This is a genomic window from Hymenobacter sp. IS2118 (assembly GCF_000715495.1).
Taxonomy (GTDB): Bacteria; Bacteroidota; Bacteroidia; order Cytophagales; family Hymenobacteraceae; genus Hymenobacter.
In genome coordinates, this window is the sequence record NZ_JNLX01000131.1 from 37,809 (window position 1) to 54,506 (window position 16,698).

Annotated in this window: 13 protein-coding genes; 10 read left to right on the forward strand and 3 right to left on the reverse strand. The window is 62.3% G+C overall.

Annotation, left to right across the window (positions count from 1 at the left end):
- The first annotated feature begins 23 nt into the window (after positions 1-23).
- Positions 24-365: a cupin domain-containing protein gene (locus GM79_RS12000; RefSeq protein WP_035564172.1), complete on the forward strand. Its 342-nt coding sequence runs from the start codon at positions 24-26 to the stop codon at positions 363-365.
- Positions 366-548: 183 nt separating this feature from the next.
- Positions 549-1,529 carry an aldo/keto reductase gene (locus GM79_RS12005; RefSeq protein ID WP_035564174.1) on the forward strand — a complete coding sequence of 327 codons (981 nt, stop codon included), beginning with the start codon at positions 549-551 and terminating at the stop codon, positions 1,527-1,529.
- A 47-nt stretch (positions 1,530-1,576) separates the two neighbouring features.
- Here GM79_RS12005 and GM79_RS12010 read toward each other — a convergent pair whose 3' ends face one another.
- The 3 genes from GM79_RS12010 to GM79_RS12020 all read right to left on the reverse strand — a co-directional run bounded on the left by GM79_RS12010 (position 1,577) and on the right by GM79_RS12020 (position 8,141).
- The gene (locus GM79_RS12010) at positions 1,577-4,726 is read right to left on the reverse strand and encodes a PAS domain S-box protein (RefSeq protein ID WP_051718823.1); all 3,150 of its coding nucleotides are present in this window, start codon (positions 4,724-4,726) and stop codon (positions 1,577-1,579) included.
- Positions 4,727-4,969: 243 nt separating this feature from the next.
- The gene (locus tag GM79_RS24285; protein ID WP_161787166.1) at positions 4,970-6,979 is read right to left on the reverse strand and encodes a peptidylprolyl isomerase; all 2,010 of its coding nucleotides are present in this window, start codon (positions 6,977-6,979) and stop codon (positions 4,970-4,972) included.
- 76 nt (positions 6,980-7,055) lie between these two features.
- A complete protein-coding gene (locus GM79_RS12020; protein WP_035564176.1) occupies positions 7,056-8,141 on the reverse strand; it encodes an MJ1255/VC2487 family glycosyltransferase in 1,086 nt (361 codons plus the stop codon).
- Positions 8,142-8,287: 146 nt separating this feature from the next.
- On the opposite strand from GM79_RS12020, the gene GM79_RS12025 reads away from it, so the two are divergent.
- The 8 genes from GM79_RS12025 (at position 8,288) to GM79_RS12060 (ending at position 16,692) form a co-directional block, all read left to right on the forward strand.
- Complete coding sequence (locus GM79_RS12025) at positions 8,288-9,223, forward strand: hypothetical protein (RefSeq protein WP_035564178.1); 936 nt, start codon at positions 8,288-8,290, stop codon at positions 9,221-9,223.
- Positions 9,224-9,386: 163 nt separating this feature from the next.
- Entirely contained in the window at positions 9,387-9,863 is a 477-nt protein-coding gene (locus GM79_RS12030; protein WP_035564179.1) for a nucleoside deaminase, read from the forward strand.
- 151 nt (positions 9,864-10,014) lie between these two features.
- Positions 10,015-11,550: an FAD binding domain-containing protein gene (locus GM79_RS12035; protein WP_035564180.1), complete on the forward strand. Its 1,536-nt coding sequence runs from the start codon at positions 10,015-10,017 to the stop codon at positions 11,548-11,550.
- 156 nt (positions 11,551-11,706) lie between these two features.
- On the forward strand, positions 11,707-14,025 hold the full coding sequence (locus GM79_RS12040; RefSeq protein ID WP_072008606.1) for a xanthine dehydrogenase molybdopterin binding subunit: 2,319 nt from the start codon (positions 11,707-11,709) through the stop codon (positions 14,023-14,025).
- 55 nt (positions 14,026-14,080) lie between these two features.
- Positions 14,081-14,410, forward strand: a complete 330-nt coding sequence (locus tag GM79_RS12045; RefSeq protein WP_161787167.1) for a hypothetical protein — start codon at positions 14,081-14,083, stop codon at positions 14,408-14,410.
- Between the two features lie 55 nt (positions 14,411-14,465).
- Positions 14,466-14,858 (forward strand): DUF6678 family protein, encoded by a 393-nt coding sequence (locus GM79_RS12050; protein WP_051718825.1) that lies wholly within the window; start codon positions 14,466-14,468, stop codon positions 14,856-14,858.
- A gap of 148 nt (positions 14,859-15,006) precedes the next feature.
- Complete coding sequence (locus GM79_RS12055; protein WP_035564183.1) at positions 15,007-15,504, forward strand: hypothetical protein; 498 nt, start codon at positions 15,007-15,009, stop codon at positions 15,502-15,504.
- Positions 15,505-15,714: 210 nt separating this feature from the next.
- Positions 15,715-16,692: an XdhC family protein gene (locus GM79_RS12060; RefSeq protein ID WP_051718826.1), complete on the forward strand. Its 978-nt coding sequence runs from the start codon at positions 15,715-15,717 to the stop codon at positions 16,690-16,692.
- The last annotated feature ends 6 nt before the right edge of the window (positions 16,693-16,698 follow it).

Consider the following 16,698-nt stretch of genomic DNA (forward strand, 5'->3'; position numbering starts at 1 on the left):
CCTTCCTTTTTAAGAGCAGCCCCATGTCTGATACCACCATCACCAAAGTCGATTCGCGCCATTCGCCCAAGGGCAAAGACGGCGAAAAATACCTGGCCTCCGGCAAGCACGTTGCCATGCGCATGTGGGAAAACGAGCAGCCCGGCGAACCCAAAGAACCTTCCGCCAGCGCCTACGAAACGGTCGGATTCGTACTGAGCGGCCGCGCCGAGCTGCATTTGGCCGGTCAGGTTGTCATTCTGGAAACCGGAAATTCGTGGGTGGTGCCGCAAGGAGCCGAACATACCTACAAGATACTGGAGCCCTTCACTGCCGTGGAAGCCACTTCGCCACCGGCGCAGGTGCACGGACGCGACGAAGAATAGCGCCGGAACTCAACAACAGGCTATTGCAGCTGCCCTGCCAGGCGCAGGCCCGGCATTGCTAACGCAGACTTTCTCCTTCAAGGAGATGGGTTTCGTTAACAATGCCGGGCTTTCGCTTGGCAGTTTTTTTGGCTATTGCCAGTCATTATCCCTTCAAAATCACCTTTTCAATCCTTCCTTCAGATGAAAACCCGTGAACTGGGCCGCACCGGCCAGCAGGTATCAGCGCTGGGCCTGGGCTGCATGTCGATGGCCTCTGACTACGCCTATGGCCCCAGCGACTCGCACGAGGCCGTGGCAACGCTGCACCGCGCCCTGGACCTGGGCGTGACCCTGTGGGATACGGCCGACGTCTACGGATTCGGGGCCAATGAGGAGCTACTGCGGCAAGTGCTGGTGCCAAACCGGGCCGCGGTTTTTCTGGCCACCAAATTTGGTTTTGTAGCCGATGGCCAGGGCGGAGCCGCGGTTGATGTGCGGCCCGAGCGCATCGCGGCCGCCTGCGAGGCCAGCCTGAAACGCCTGGGCATCGACACCATCGACCTGTATTACGCCCACCGCATCGACCCGGCCGTGCCAGTGGAGGAAATGGTGGGGGCCATGGCCGCACTGGTGCAGGCCGGGAAGGTTCGGTTTCTGGGGCTTTCTGAAGCGTCGGCGGCCTCGCTGCGCCGGGCTCAGGCCACGCATCCCATCGCGGCGCTGCAATCGGAATACTCCTTGTTCACCCGCGACGTGGAGGCGGATATTTTGCCGGCCTGTCGCGAGTTGGGCGTTAGTCTGGTGCCCTTTTCGCCGTTGGGCCGCGGGCTGCTCACCAACCCCGGGCCGCAGCTGGCCGCGCGGGATTTACGTCGGAGCATGCCCCGTTTTGGCGAGGAGGTGGGTGATGCCAACGCGCCCCTGGTGGCCGGCCTGCACCAAATGGCCAGCGAAAAAGGCATCAGCACGGCGCAGCTGGCCCTTGCCTGGCTGCTGGCGCAGGATGCCGGCATCGTGCCAATTCCCGGCACCAAGCGCCGCAAGTACCTCGAAGAAAACGCAGCGGCGGCCGAAATCACCCTATCCGAGACCGACAAACAGCGACTGACGCAGCTGCTGGCCGCGCACCCCATAGCCGGCGCCCGCTACGGCGAAGGGGCCCTGAAGCTGGTGAACCGCTAGGCGCAACGGCTTATTCGACCAGAAACCAGCGGGTGCTAAAACCTGAATCAACAATCCGGCGCCGTGCTGAGCGGACCCGCCACCCAATCGTGCACCATTTTGACCAGCGCGGCTTCCTGAAACGGCTTGGTGAGGTAGTCATTCATGCCAGCGGCCAGGCATTTGCTCCGCTCGCCTTTGATGGCATTGGCCGTGAGGGCGATGATGGGTACCGTGGGCCCGAACTGCTCGCGGAACAGCGCCGTGGCAACGTAGCCGTTCATCACGGGCATTTGCACGTCCATCAGCACCAGGTCGAAGGGCTGGTGGGCGGCCAGGGCCAGGGCCACTTCCCCGTTGGCGGCCTCGGTCACTTCCATGCCGGCGTTGGCGAGGAAGATGGTGGCCAGCATGCGGTTGAATACGTTGTCTTCGACGAGCAAAATGCGCTTGCCGCGCAACGCAGGCCGCAAGTGGCTGACGTCGGAGTACTCCTTCTGCGGCAAGTCGTGCTCCTCCCCGATGGGCAGCTGCAGGGTGAAGCGGTTGGTGGTGCCCTGGTTTTTCTGGCTTTCGATGCGCAGGGTGCCGCCCAGCAATTCCACCAGCTTCTGGCTGATGCCCAGGCCCAGGCCCGTACCGCCAAAATTGCGCGTCACCGACGAGTCTTCCTGGCTGAAGTCATCAAATACCTGCGCCAGGTAGTCGGCGTCGATGCCGATGCCGGTATCCTGCACCACAAACTCGACGGTGACCGTGTCCGCCGCAGCGGGCTCCAGCAGGTTGCAGGCGATGGTTAACATTCCTTGCTCGTTGAATTTCAAGGAGTTGCCGACCAGGTTCAGCAAAATCTGGGTGATGCGGTAAGGGTCGCCGAGCAAGACTTTCGGCAGCCGCGGGTCAATGCGGGTCACTATGCGCAGGCCTTTTTCCTCGGCTTTGTAGCGCAGCGTTTTTTCGACCTGCGTGCACAACCGGGCGGCGCTAAACCCGATAGTTTCGACGACCACGCGCCCGGCTTCGATTTTGGACAGGTCCAGAATGTCGTTAATAACGACCAGCAGGTTCTCAGCCGAAGCCGCGATGGCGTTCAGGTAGTTCGCCTGGGGGCCGTCGAGGTCGGTTTTGGCCAGCAGCTGGCTCATGCCCAGAATGGCGTTCATGGGCGTGCGGATTTCGTGGCTCATGTTGGCCAGAAACTCCTGTTTGGCCCGTGTGCTGAACTCGGCCTGGCCCTTGGCTTCGCGCAGGCTGGCTTCCAATACTTTCTGCGGCGTCACGTCGAGGTAGATACCAATGGAGCCAATCAGCCGCTGATTATCGTCGTAGAGCGGGGCGCCGCTCACCAGCAGCCACTTCACTTCGCCGGATTTGGTGGTTACCGCAATTTCATAGGAATCGGCGATGCCCTGCTGCCGGACGGCCCGCTTGCTCTCAACCAGCACCAAATCTTCGCCCTTCAGCAGCAGCGGCGACAGGCGGCTGCCCATCAATTCGTCGGTGCAGAAGCCCGTCATGCCGCAAAAGCTCTGGTTGGCGTAGAGCAGGTGGTCGTCCAAATCAGCCTCTACCAGACCCAGCGACATGTTTTCGATGATGCCGCGGTACTTTTCTTCCCGCCGTTTCAGGTCCGCGTCGGCCTTGGTGCGGGCGGTAATGTCCTCGTACTTCCACAGGTGACCGATGTAGCGGCTTTGGTCAAAAATCGGCGCGAAGTCCCGCTTGATGGTGCGCCCGTCGACCAGGCTCAGCACGTCGCCGGCCACAGGCTGTTGCGCGCGGAGCAGGCTCTGAATCCGGGCCACGTACTGGGCGGGATTTTTCACGTAGGATTTCGAGCCTTCCGTGAGCCAGCCACCGTCTTTGCCCACGAGCCGGGCCGGCGTGCCGGGCACGGTCAGCAGCTTGCAAAATGCCTCGTTGGAAAGCACGATGCGGCGGTTTTCGTCTTCCAGCACCAACCCTTCGTGGAAGTTGGCGATGACCGTAGACAGGCGCCGGGCCGAGGCATCGAGCGCTTCCTGGGCCTCTTTCAGCTTCGAAATTTCGGTGTGCGTTCCCGAAATAATGAGCGGTTCGCCGTTGGCAGCCCGCTCGGTGGCCAAGCCGCGGCTGAGTATCCACTTGTAGCGGCCGTCCTTGCAGCGCATGCGAAACTCAACCGTTAGCAGCGCCGAATCACCCGCCAGATAGGTATCTACGGCTTGCTGGACCGGTGCCACGTCTTCGGGGTGAATGTGCGCTGCGAAGGACTCGTACCCGTCCGGAAACTCGTCGGACCGGTACCCGAGCATGGCCTTGTATTCGGCAGAATACGTAACGTTTCGCGGGCCACGCAGGTCATACTCCCAGATGCCGTCGCCAAAGCCTTCCACGGCCAGGTGCCAACGCAGGTCGGTTTCGCGCTGGGCTTGTTTCAGGGACGTGATATCCTGGAGAATGCCGCTGTAGTTCACCCCTGTCGCGTCGCGTCCCGTGAGCACGGAGTTGCCCCGAACCCAGCGCAAGGGCTGCCCCGGCACCATCAGCCGGCCCTCATAAAACCACGGCGTCTGGTTGCGGGTAGCGTCCTCAATGGACTGCCAGAGGCCGGGCAGGTCGTCGGCGTGCGAAAACCGGAACACATCGCCGAAGCCCATGCGCGGAATGCCAAACAGCTCCAGCATTTTCGGACTCATGTAGTTAAAGCCGAATGTGCCATCGAAGTTGTGACGCCATTCGTAGAGCACGACCGGCACATTCTCGGCCAGGGCCCGAAACCGGTGTTCGCTCTCGACCAGGGTGAGCTGGCTTTTTTTCCATTCTGAGATGTCCTCCAGCAAGCATGCCAGCACCGTTTCGCCCGTTTGGTTGCGAATGGGCTGCACCTTCACCCGAATCCAGCAGGACTGGCTGCCGCCCCGCGGGTTGCGCACTTCGTACTGAAACGGCACTTTGTCGCGCAGCCGGGTCGCAACGTATTCCAGGGTTTGGGGGTCGTCGAGGTCGGGGCGCAGGAAGGTGTCCGGTAGTCGCCCGAGCACTTCGGGCAGCTCAAATCCGCACAGAGTCGAGAAGCCTTCGTTCACCCACATCACCCGTCCGTCGGCGTCGGTCAGCAGCACGGCGGGGTACAGCTGCTGCATCAGCAGCACCAGCTGCTCGTGGGCGGGCGGCGGCGCGTCGGCGGCGGCCTGAAGGCGAACGGCACCCGTGGCCTGAGCCAGTGCCGCCCGCAAAGCCGCGTTATCGGCTTGCTGCTACTCCAAGGAGTGTTGTAGCTCGGCAGTAGTCATATGCGGTTTTCCCTCAGCTTCACAAGGTAACACATTGTTTTATTTGCGGTTGGCTCAACTGCAAGTTTAATATTCCTGGTTGATTTTTCAGTTCACGAATTGGCATAAGGTGTAATCACATGTGCTCACACTGTTGGGCCATTTTCTTTGCCGGCTGATGCAGAGCGGCCGATGCGCGGCAGCCTGTTATTTCACCAGCTCCACGCCCAGAATCTGGTCGCCGATTTCGAGCTTGTGGGCCACGTCCATGCCGCCCACTACCTGCGCGAAAATGGGGTAGCGGCCGTCGAGGTGCGGGGTAGCGGTATGGTTGATGAAGAACTGACAACTCTCGGTGTCTTTGCCCGCCGAGGCCAGCCCCACGCTGCCTTCTTCGTACTGCACATCGCCAAACTCAGACCGCAGGTTGTACGGCGCGCTGCCGTTGCCATCGCCGCGCGGGTCGCCGCCCTGGGCCACGAAATTGGGCACCACGCGGTGGAAATACAGGTTATCATAAAATTTATGCCCCACAAGCGTGACGAAGCTGGCCACGGCACCGGGCGCTTCGTTGGGCTTCAGCTCCAAGATAATAATGCCCTTGGAAGTACGCAGGCGCACCTGCTGGCCGAGCGGCACACCTTGCACCACCGCCCAGTCGATGGGATGCTGCCGGGCCGTGGCGATGGGCGAAGGCGTCGGTTTCGGGGCCTTTTCCAGCTTGTCGAGGGCTTGCTGCAGGCCTTGCCAGGCCTCAATCTCACGCGGCAGCTGCAGCCGGGCCTGGGCCGCACGCAACGCGGCCAGGTCGGCGGGCTGCGGTGCGGGGTACAGTTTGGCATCGCCCAGGGCTTCGGCCGCCGTGCCTATCTGGGCCACGTCGCCGGAGGCCAGAGCCTGACGCATGGCTGCGGCAAAATCGGGGTGGCGAGCGGCGGGGAAAGCGGCATCGCGGCGCATCGCCAGCAGGGCGCCCAGCGCGTAGCCCGCCACTACCGGCGACGGCCCGACTGCGGCGGCCTCGGCCCGCACGAAGTCGAAGGAAGTTACGTCTTCGGCCAATGCTTGCAGCAAAAAGCCTTTCTCGTATACCGTTGGGGCGGCCGCGTACCGCTTGCGAATGGTTTCGGTGAGGCTGGGCCGCGAAGCCGGGCTGGCGTGGCGCACGGCGGCTTGCAGCAGCGCGGCCCGCACTCTGGCCGAGGCTTGCTTATTACCATCGGCCAGGGCGGCCAGCAACGGGCCGGACTCGCCTTTGGCATGCGCCAGCAGCCACTCGGCGCCCGTGAGGGCCACGGGGGCCCGGTCGTGACTGAGGGCATAGAACACGGCTTTGCGGCTGTCAGCGTAGGTTTCCGGGCCAAAGGGCAGGGCCCGGATGGCGCTCAGCCGCACCCGGTAGTCGCGGTCCTTCACGGCGAGGCGCGCCAGCGTTGCCGCCGGGCTCCCCGCCGCCCGGGCCGCTGCCGAAACCGGCAAGGCCGCGATTTTACCCAACGTGGCCGCCACTGCGGCCCGCACGGCATACGACCGGTCTTTCACCGCCAGCCGCAGCAGGGTTTCCTGCGTTAATTGAGCCAGGTCGGCGTCGTAGCCACGGGTGCGCGAGAGGCCCACCGCCGCCAGTAACCGGGCGCGCACCGGCAATTTGGGCGTGTTCAGCACCAGCACCGCCTGGCGAATGCCTTCGGGCGAGCTGACGCCGCGCAGGGCGGCGCGGCTCAGGCCCCAGGCCAGGGCCGCTACGCGCGCGGTATCGTTCAAGGCGCCCACGGCCCACAGCGCGGGCAGGCTGCGGCGGGTGACGGTGCGGCCCAGGGCCTCGTACACGTAGCGGCGCACCACCGGGTCGGGCTCCAGCCGGGCGCGGGCGCGCAGGCTGTCCACGGCGGTGCTGTCGCCGGTTTGGCCCAGGGCGTAGGCGGCAGCCCGACGCACGCCGGGGTCGGCATCGCGCAGCAGCGGCAGCAGGCCGGGCACGGCGGCCGGTGCCTGCACCGAGGCAAAGGCCAGGGCCGCCTCGCGCCGGTAGGCGGGGTTGGCGTTGGTCAGAAACGGGAGTAGGGCGGCGGTGTCGCGCTCATCCTGGGCCGTACCAATCTGCCGGTTGATGGGGTCGTGGTACTTATTGGCCAGGGCGGCGCTGGGGCGGGGCGTGCGCGCGCAGGCCGTGAGCAGCAACAGCAGCGGCCAGAGGCGAAGGGAACGAATAGGCATAGTCGGGGGAAGAATGAAGCCGCAGCGGGTAGAATTGCACTGGCCGAAGCGGGCCGTCAAGTACGGAATCAAATTCCTATCGCGCTGCTCCGGCACGGGCGGTTTCGGCGGCGAGGGCCAGCAAGGCCTGGTCGAGCTTCGCAAAAAGCGTTTCGTTACCATTTTGCTCATAGCTAGCCAGCACCGCCTCAAACCCGGCCAGGCCGTAGAGAAACGCCCGCAGGTTGTCGGCGGCGAGGGCCGCGAAATGGCGCCCGTAGCCCAGCTGCTCTACCTGGGCGGCATTCAGCCACTGCTCAAACTGGGCTGGAATGGGCACGGCACAAATAGGCTTGCGCAGAAAAACGGCCTCCGAAATCAGGGAAAAGCCGCCGTTGGTGACCACCGCCCGGCAGCTGGCCAAATCGGCAATAAACCCGGCTTCGGAAAAGGCGCGCAGCTGCACGTTGCCGTAGCTTTCTTCCTTGTTGAAGCCGTAGACGCGGAATTCCTGGTCGGGCAGCTGCTGCAGCAGCGGCACCAGGTTTTGCTGCGTGGTGGCCGACTGATACACCAGTACGTGGCGGCCGGTGGTGGGCCGGGCGGCCAAGATTTCGGGCCGGATGATGGGCGGCACCAGCGTGGTATTGGGCTTGCTGAGCGGCAGCTCGAAAAAAGTGGTAACGAAGTAGTGCCGGCTGCGCGGCAGCTTGGCCCGCACAATGGTTTTGGCCAGGTCGAAATTGCCGCGCTCCGATTTTGGCACCGGCACATTCAACTTCGCGCGGCTGATAATCTGCATGTTGTCAATGCTGATAATGGGCAGGCGCCGCACTTTAGCAAACAAGTAGCTGAACGACTCAAAATCGGAAATAATCAGCTCCGGCTCAAAATCACAGAGTAGCTCACGGTACTTGGCGAAATTCACACGCAGGTCGGCGGGCGCGGTGCGCAGCGTGAGCACGGCGGTGCGGGCCCTGCTCACGGCCAGCCCCCGGTAGGCCAGGTGGAAACCCCGGATTTCGTGCACCCGGCCCGGAAACGCGGCGGCCAGCATCTGGTAGGCCCGGCTGCTGCTCACCACGCACACCTGGTGCCCACGGGCCAATAGATGCGCGATGACCACCTTGCTGCGGGTGGCGTGGCCCAGGCCTTCGCCCGGCACTCCGTATAGAATATTCATGCGCGCAAAGATGCGCGCCGCCGCCGATTGACTGGTGCCGGGACCGGAGAAGTCGCCCGTAGTTCGGTAACCGACCGCAGGAATTTGTTTGGGTAGTTTCGGACCGATTTTCGTTTTTTAGGCCCGCAATCCCTGACCTTTGTGCTATGAAAACCACTTTGCTACTGTTTTTTCGCCAGCGGCCGGTTGCCTTGCTGGCAGCGGCCTCCCTCCTGCTAGCCACGTCGTGCACGGCTCCCCGCGCCATTGTCACCACCGGTAAAGTCACGCCCCAGGGCGAGTTTCGGGTAGGATACAACCAGGGCTTCAACGTGGCCACCTCTTCCCTGAGCAAAGTGGGCAGCGCCGTGAAAGAAGCCGCCAGCCAGGCCGCCAGCCAGGAAAAAGTAGATTACACCGACGCTACCACCAAGCTACAGGCCGCGGCCCTGGCCTACGTACTGGACCCCGTGCAGCCCACCGCCGACTTGAGCATTCGCTACGGCATCATCCCACGCCTCGACGCGGGGTATAAATACGCCTTCGGCTCCCACGTCTTCGACACCCAGCTCCAGCTGCTGGGGCCCACCGGCTCGCCCGAGAACCCCGGTACCGGCGCCGCCAGCGGCACCACCTACGCCAGCATCGGCCTGCAGTTTGCCACCCAGCGGGCCAAATTGCCCAGCCTGCCGTTCCTGGACGACATCAATTCGGTGCTCAACTTCCGGGCCACCCGCAACGACCTGCTCGTGCCACTCACCTTCAGCCAGTCGTTTGGCCCGGAGGAGGAAATCGGGGCCATCAGCTACGGCCTGGTGTACGGGCACAGCTGGGTGAGCTACGGCTTTGCCCCCGAGAAAATTTTTAACGGCGCGGTGAAAGTACCGGAGCTGACGTTGCAGAAGCGGAATTTCTCTTCTTTCGGCGGCTTTGTCAATCTCAAGCTGGGCTACCGGTACGTGTATGTCATTCCGGCCATCTCGGTGTTTTACCAGAACTACGGCGACTATGCCTTGCTCAACGGCGCCAGCACTTCGCTGAGCGGCGTCACGTTTGTGCCCTCGCTGGGCTTTCAGCTGCGCGTGCCCAACCTGTTCAAGTAAGCGAGTGTGAGGTAAGCTTCAGCTTGCCGTAAGGGCCGCGAATGAGGTATTCCATCGCTTTCTTTGTTGTCCATTTTTTGGATAGATTTATAATTTAATGGAAGCGGGTTTACGTCTTAATTTTCTTTGGACGGCAAGCTAAAGCTTACCTCACAGCTGTTTTATGGAAGCTCCCAACCCTGAATTCATGCGCGAAGCCATTCGCCTGTCTATTGAAAAAATGCAGGCCGGACACGGCGGCCCCTTCGGCGCGGTGGTGGTGAAGGACGGGCAAATCATTGCCCGCGGCTTCAACCAGGTTACCAGCACCCACGACCCCACCTGCCACGCCGAAGTCGACGCCATTCGCAAGGCCTGCAAGGAGCTGGGCACGTTCCAGCTCGACGGCTGCGACCTCTACACCAGCTGCGAGCCCTGCCCCATGTGTCTGGGCGCCATTTACTGGGCCCGGCCGGCCCGCGTGTTCTACGGCAATACCAAGGCCGACGCGGCAGCCATTGGCTTCGACGACCAGTTTATTTACGAAGAGCTGGACCGCCCCATGGACGCCCGCCGCCTGCCCATGACGCAGCTGCTGCGCGACGAAGCCCTGACTGGTTTTCAGGCCTGGGAACAGAAAGAAGGCAAAACGGAGTATTGAGTTACGAGGCGCCTCGTTGCGCAAAAAAGGCCGTCATGCTGAGCGCAGCCGAAGCATCTCTACCGCAGCGGTAATCCATTAAATTGAGTTAGTTGCGCGGTAGAGATGCTTCGGCTGCGCTCAGCATGGCATTCTTATTGATTCCCCCCGTATGATTTCCTTTTACCTCAACGACCAGCCCATTCGCACCGGCGAGGCGCCGGCTAGCACGCTCCTCGACTTTGTACGCTACCACGAGCACCTGAAAGGCACCAAAATAGGCTGCCGCGAGGGCGACTGCGGCGCCTGCACCGTGCTGGTAGGCGAGCTAGCACCCGATGGCCTGACGGTGAACTACCAGAGCATGACCAGCTGCCTCACGCCGCTGGGCAACGCGCACGGCAAGCATGTGGCAACTGTGGAGGGCATTAACGCCGCGGCCGGCCAGCTCACGCCGGTGCAGCAGGCCATTGTGGACGAAGGCGGCTCGCAGTGCGGCTTCTGCACGGTGGGGTTTGTGATGTCGCTCACGGGCCACAGCCTGAGCGAAAAGCCGGCTACGGAGAAAAACACCATTGCGGCCATCGACGGCAACATTTGCCGCTGCACGGGCTACAAATCTCTGGAGCGCGCTGCCGCCCGCCTCACCGCCGAGCTGGCCGACCGGCCTAATGCAAACGCCCTGGCCTGGCTTAGTGAGAAGCAGTTTGTGCCCGCCTACTTCGCCGGAATCCCCGCCCAACTGGCCAAGCTGCGCCCCGAAACCAACGCAGCAGCAGCTTCTTCCGCCGCTTCAGCCGCCTCCACCACCACGGCCCACGCCAACGGCGGCAGCACCGTTTCCACTTCGCCCAACGGCCATTGCCAAAGCCAAAACGGCCACGATTCCCCGGCCGCCCACCCATTTGCCCACCCGCTTCTGGGCGGCGGCACCGACCTGCTGGTGCAGCGCCTGGAGGAGCTGCGCGAGCAGCCCGTGCGCTTGGTGTTTGACCAGAGCGGCCGGCGCGGCATCCGGCAGGAGGCGGGCGGCCGCGTGGTGCTGGGCGCGGCCACCACAGCCAGCCACCTCCTCGAATCGGAGCTGATGCGCGGCCTGATTCCGCAGCTGCCGCAGTACCTGAAGCTGGTGAGCAGCACGCCCATTCGCAACATGGGCACGGTGGCGGGCAACTTCATCAACGGCTCGCCCATCGGCGACCTCACCATCATGTTTCTGGCGCTGGGCGCGTCCATTACCCTGGCCAACCCGGCCGGCGGCACCCGCGAGCTGGCCCTGCCAGACCTGTACCTGGACTACAAGAAACTGGCAAAAACACCCGAGGAGCAGGTCACGGAAATCAGCTTTCCCACTCCCCTACCCGGCGACTTCTTCCACTTTGAAAAGGTCTCGAAACGCACGCACCTCGACATTGCGAGCGTAAATTCCGCCGCCTGGCTGCGCGTTGAGAACGGCCTCATTCAGCAGGCCCGCATTTCGGCCGGCGGCGTAGGACCGGTGCCGCTGTACCTAGCCCGTACCAGCGCGTTTGTGGTGGGCCGCGAGTTAACGGCCGACACCGTACTTGCCGCCAATGCCGTGATGCAGGCGGAAATCAGCCCAATTTCAGATGTACGCGGCACGGCGGATTACAAGCGACTGCTGTTGCGCCAGCTGCTGTGGGCGCATTTTCTGCAGTTTGCGCCGGAGCTTGAAGAAGCAATGTAAATTTAACGTCGCCCTCTGCGTTCACCTCACCCCCCGGCCCCCTCTCCCGCGGAGAGGGGGAGCCTTACGACTTCAGTCTGGTGCATAGCCGGTGCCCCCTCTCCACGGGAGAGGGGGTCAGGGGGTGAGGTTAGCCTTCAGAACGAAACCCAACCTATGAACCACCTCGACCCCAACCGCCACGTGCGCGGCGAATCGCAGTACCTCGACGACGTGCTTGTGCAGCAAGGCACGCTGTACGCGGCCGTGTTTGAGAGCCCGCTGGCGCATGGCGTGCTTCGAAGCCTCGATTTCAGCGCGGCGCTGCTGGCACCGGGCGTGGCGCGCATTCTCACGGCCGATGACATTCCGGGCATCAACCAGATTGGCGGCATTGTGCCCGATGAGCCGCTGCTGGCTACGGGGCACGTGCATTTTCGGGGGCAGCCGGTGGCGCTGGTACTGGCCCGCACCGAGGCGCAGGCTCACGCCGCGCTCAAGCTCATCGAGGTCGAAATCGACCCGCTGCCCATCATCACCGACCCGCGGGTGGCAGCAGCGCAGGGCGAGCTGATTGTGCCGCCGCGCACGTTCAAAATCGGCGATTCTCAGGCAGCCTGGGCGGCGTGCGCGCATGTGTTTGAGGGAGTGGCAGAATCGGGCGGGCAGGAGCATTTGTACATCGAAACGCAGGGCGCGTACGCTTTTCCCACGGAAATGGGCGGTGTGCGGATGATTTCGTCTACGCAGGGACCCACGGCGGTGCAGCGGCACACGGCGCACGTGCTGGGCCTGGGCATGCACCAAATAGAAGTGGACGTGACGCGCCTGGGGGGAGGTTTTGGGGGCAAGGAAGACCAGGCCACGCCCTGGGGCGCCCTGGCCGCGCTGGGCGCGTTCATCACCAAAAAGCCGGTGAAGCTGGTGCTCGACCGCATGGCCGACATGCGCATGACCGGCAAGCGCCACCCCTACTCGTCCGACTTCAAAATCGGGCTGGATGCGGACCTGAAAATAGTGGCCTATGAGGTCACGTTTTTCCAAAATGCTGGGGCGGCGGCCGACCTTTCGCCGGCCGTGATGGAGCGCACGCTGTTCCACGCCACCAATTCGTATTTCGTGCCCAACGTGACGGCCACGGCCTACAGCTGCCGCACCAATTTGCCGCCCAACACAGCCTTTCGGGGTTTTGGCGGGCCGCAGGGCATGTTCGTGATTGAGTCGGCCATTGCCAAAGCGGCGGAGGAGCTGGGCGTGCCGGCCAGCACGATTCAACGGAAGAACCTGCTGCGCGAGGGCGACCTTTTCTCGTACCGGCAGCCGGCCGAAATGTGCCACGCCGAACAGGCCTGGGACACCGCGGGCCGGCACTACGACCTGGCCAGCCTATGGGCCGAAGTAGAGCAGTTCAACCAAACCAATAAGCTGAAAAAGAAAGGCTTCGCGGTGATGCCGATTTGCTTCGGCATCTCGTTCACCAAAACGCCCATGAACCAGGCCCGCGCGCTGGTGCACATCTACTCCGACGGCTCGGTGGGCGTGAGCACCGGCGCCGTGGAAATGGGCCAGGGCGTGAACACCAAAATAGCCCATGTGGCGGCCCGCACCCTGGGCATCTCGGTGAACCGGGTGAAGGTGGAAAGCACCAACACCACCCGCGTGGCCAACACCTCCCCCAGCGCCGCCAGCGCCACCGCCGACCTCAACGGCAAGGCCACCGAAATGGCCTGCGCGGCCCTGCGCGAGCGGCTGCTGCGCCACGCCGAAACGGAGTACACGCTGAACTACGAGGGCCTCGAAATCCACGACGAGCAGGTGCTGGCGGCCGGAGTGCCCGCCGAAACCAATTGGGAGAAGCTGGTGTCGTCGGCGTTCTGGAAGCGGGTGGCGCTGACCGAAAACGCCCACTATGCCACGCCCGACCTGCATTTTGATGCCACCACCAACACGGGCCACCCCTTCGCCTACCACGTCTACGGCACGGCCTTCACTACCGTCACCGTCGACTGCCTGCGCGGCACCTACACGGTGGATGCCCTGCGCATTGCCCACGACTTCGGCCATAGCTTCAACGAGGTCATTGACCGGGGCCAGATTGAGGGCGGCGCGGTGCAAGGCATTGGCTGGATGACGATGGAGGAAATTGCCTACAACGCCGAAGGTCGCCTGCTCAGCAACTCGCTTAACAGCTACAAAATCCCGGACATCTACGCCGCCCCCGCCGTGCTCGACGTGCATTTTCTCGACACGCCGGGCCACCCCAAGGCCATCCTGCGCTCCAAAGCCGTGGGCGAGCCGCCGCTCATGTACGGCATCGGCACCTACTTCGCCCTGCGCGACGCGGTGCGGGCCTTCCAGGGCCACACGGCCCTGCCGTTTTCGGCACCGCTCACGCCGGAAAAGGTGCTGGGGGGGTTGTACCCGGATTTTGCTAACGGACAAACCTCACCCCCGGCCCCTCTCCAAAAGAGAGGGGAGCCTGTTCCGCAACAGTAATCTCTTTTGCGGTTGAAGTGTCATGAGAAGAAAAGACATCTTTCCTGCCCCGCGCTTGGACACGGTACTCACGGCAACCTTGCTCAGGGAAGCGCACCGACGCCTTGAGGACAACCGCAACGAAGGCAATTGGCTACGCACTGATGAGCGTGTTTTCGCAGAATATCTCGTTCTAGACAGACTTTATTATCTGATTCTGGAACACCCATCTCATGTTTTTCTGAATCGCAGCTACGAAACCAATGGGCTTGATTTACAGAAATTCATTGATAATCAAATTGAATTAGATGGCGAAGTTGGGCTGGACATTTGGGTTCTGCCCTTTCTCGAAGAATGGTTAATTGGATGTAATCACGACAACGATATTTTCGCCAGCAGGAAATAAAGAGGCCGAATTTTAACGCCGCACATTAGGCGGTTAATTTAAGGAAATTCAGTGGATGGACATGCGTGTTAAAGACCCAGTTGTTGATTATATCAACGCAAATCAACTTGCATCAGCCATGAATAAAACGAAGTGGCGAAAGCTCGCCGCTGCGATGACTTCAAATCCAGATTTCGAGCCACAAGTGCGAGAAAAACACTTGCTTGACAAAGTAGAGCCGGCTGGCTTCACTTTTTTGGATTGGGAATGGGTAAAGTATGGTGAGACAAAATATATTGATTGGATGGAATTGAGTCCTATCCGCAAAGACTATGTTGGCCAGTTAATTGACGACAAACAGACTGACTTCACAGAATGGCTTAGAGCAGCATTAATAGGCCAATCCATACCGTTTGAAGAAATCGACGGCATCTTTAAAGTCAGAGGTTACATCTGGCCAAATGCATAAAAAAGAGGCTGAAGCTCCCGTAGCTTCAGCCTCTTGCAGTTTCTGTCGTAGCGCGGGGCTGGACGGGAGCGTTTGGGCAGACGCGGGTTAGTTATCGGGCTGGGAATTCCTTAATTTTGCACCCCGATTTTACGAACACCCCAGCTACTTGCAGCTCACCCGCCCAACTCAACTCTGTAACCACATCCGGGGATTCCTGATTTATGGCGCCGGCGACACGGCCGCTGCGCTTATTCTAGGCCAGTTCAGCTGGCTACGGCTGCTGGGCATGGCCCTGGTGGGCGGCTTGCTCTACTCCACTGAGGTACCGGCCTATTTCCGGTGGCTGGATGCGCGGGTACCTTCCCGCCCCGACGGCAGCCAGCTGCGCAAAACCGGCCGCGCGGCCCTCACCCTGCTCTACTTCAACCCGCTCTGGATTGCCCGGCACTACGTGTTTCTGGCCTTGTTCGGGGGCGCGGCCAAGACGCTTTCCCTGGCAATTTTGCCTCTAGCGGGCCGCTCATTTCTGCTGAGCGCCCCGGTTTCGCTGGCCGCCAACTACTACATTCAAAACTGCGTGGCTACCAGCCGCCGTTTCGTGGCCAGCGCCGTTTTTTCGGGTGTTATGGCCGTAATCTACGCCCTGAGCGTGGCCTGGCTGTAAGGTGGTTTCGCGGGGCAGCAAGTCCCCGGATACAAGTAGGCGTTAAGCAGACGTGCAGAAGTGTACGATTCAATCAAGGCCGTCATGCTGAGCGCAGTCGAAGCATCTTTACCGCACCAGTAATCTATGCGAATGGGTTGGTTACGGCGTATGAATGCTTCGACAAGCTCAACAGCACGACCTTTTCATTCTCTATTAGACCACGCATGTATGCCCGCCTTTCCCCGCGATTTACCAGTTTGGGCCCTGGCCGTGGCCAGCCTGCGGGCGGGCACGCCCGTGGCGCTGCTGTGCGTGGTGCACAGCAGCGGCAGCAGCCCCGGCCGCCAAGGGTTCAAAATGGCCGTGACGGCTGCGGCGCTGGCGGGCTCCATTGGCGGGGGCATTATGGAGCACAAGTTTGTGGAGCTGGCCCGGCAGCGCCTGCTGGCCGGCGACTCCCGCCCCGTGCTGCGCCCGCAGATTCATCGGCGCGAAGCCCCGTCCGACCGCTCCGGTATGATGTGCTCGGGCGAGCAGGAAGTCCTGCTCTGGCCCCTAACCGCCGCTGACTTGTCCGTAACGGAAGCCATTGTGGCAGCAATGACGCTGGGAAATAACAGCCAGCTCCACCTCAGCGCCGACGGCGGCCTGCAGCTGCAAAACCACACAGAACCCGCCGCTGCGTTCTACCACTACCAGCCGGGGGCGGCGTGGTGCTATCGCGAGCAGCTGGGCTTTCGCGACCACGTCACCATCGTAGGCGCCGGGCACGTGAGCCTGGCGTTATCCAAAACCCTGGCCCTGCTCGATTTTGAGCTCACCGTGCTCGACGACCGCCCCGGCCTGCCCACGCTGGCCGCCAACCAGGCCGCTCACCACCGGCGCGTGGTGAGCTACGAGCAGGCGGCGCTGGAAATTCTGCCCGGCCCGCACCAGTACGTGGTGGTGATGACCGTGGGCTACCGCACCGATGCCGAAGTACTGCGCCACCTGCTGGGCCGCCCCTACCGCTACCTCGGCGTGATGGGCAGCGCCGCCAAAGTAGCCGAGCTGCGCCGCGGGCTGCTGGTTCAGGGCTTTTCGGCCGCCGCCGTGGCGCAGCTGCGCGGCCCCATTGGCCTGCCCATCGGCAGCCAAACCCCCGAGGAAATCGCCATCAGCATTGCCGCGGAGTTGATTCAGGAACGCCATCGACTGGAGCATTAGCTCGGG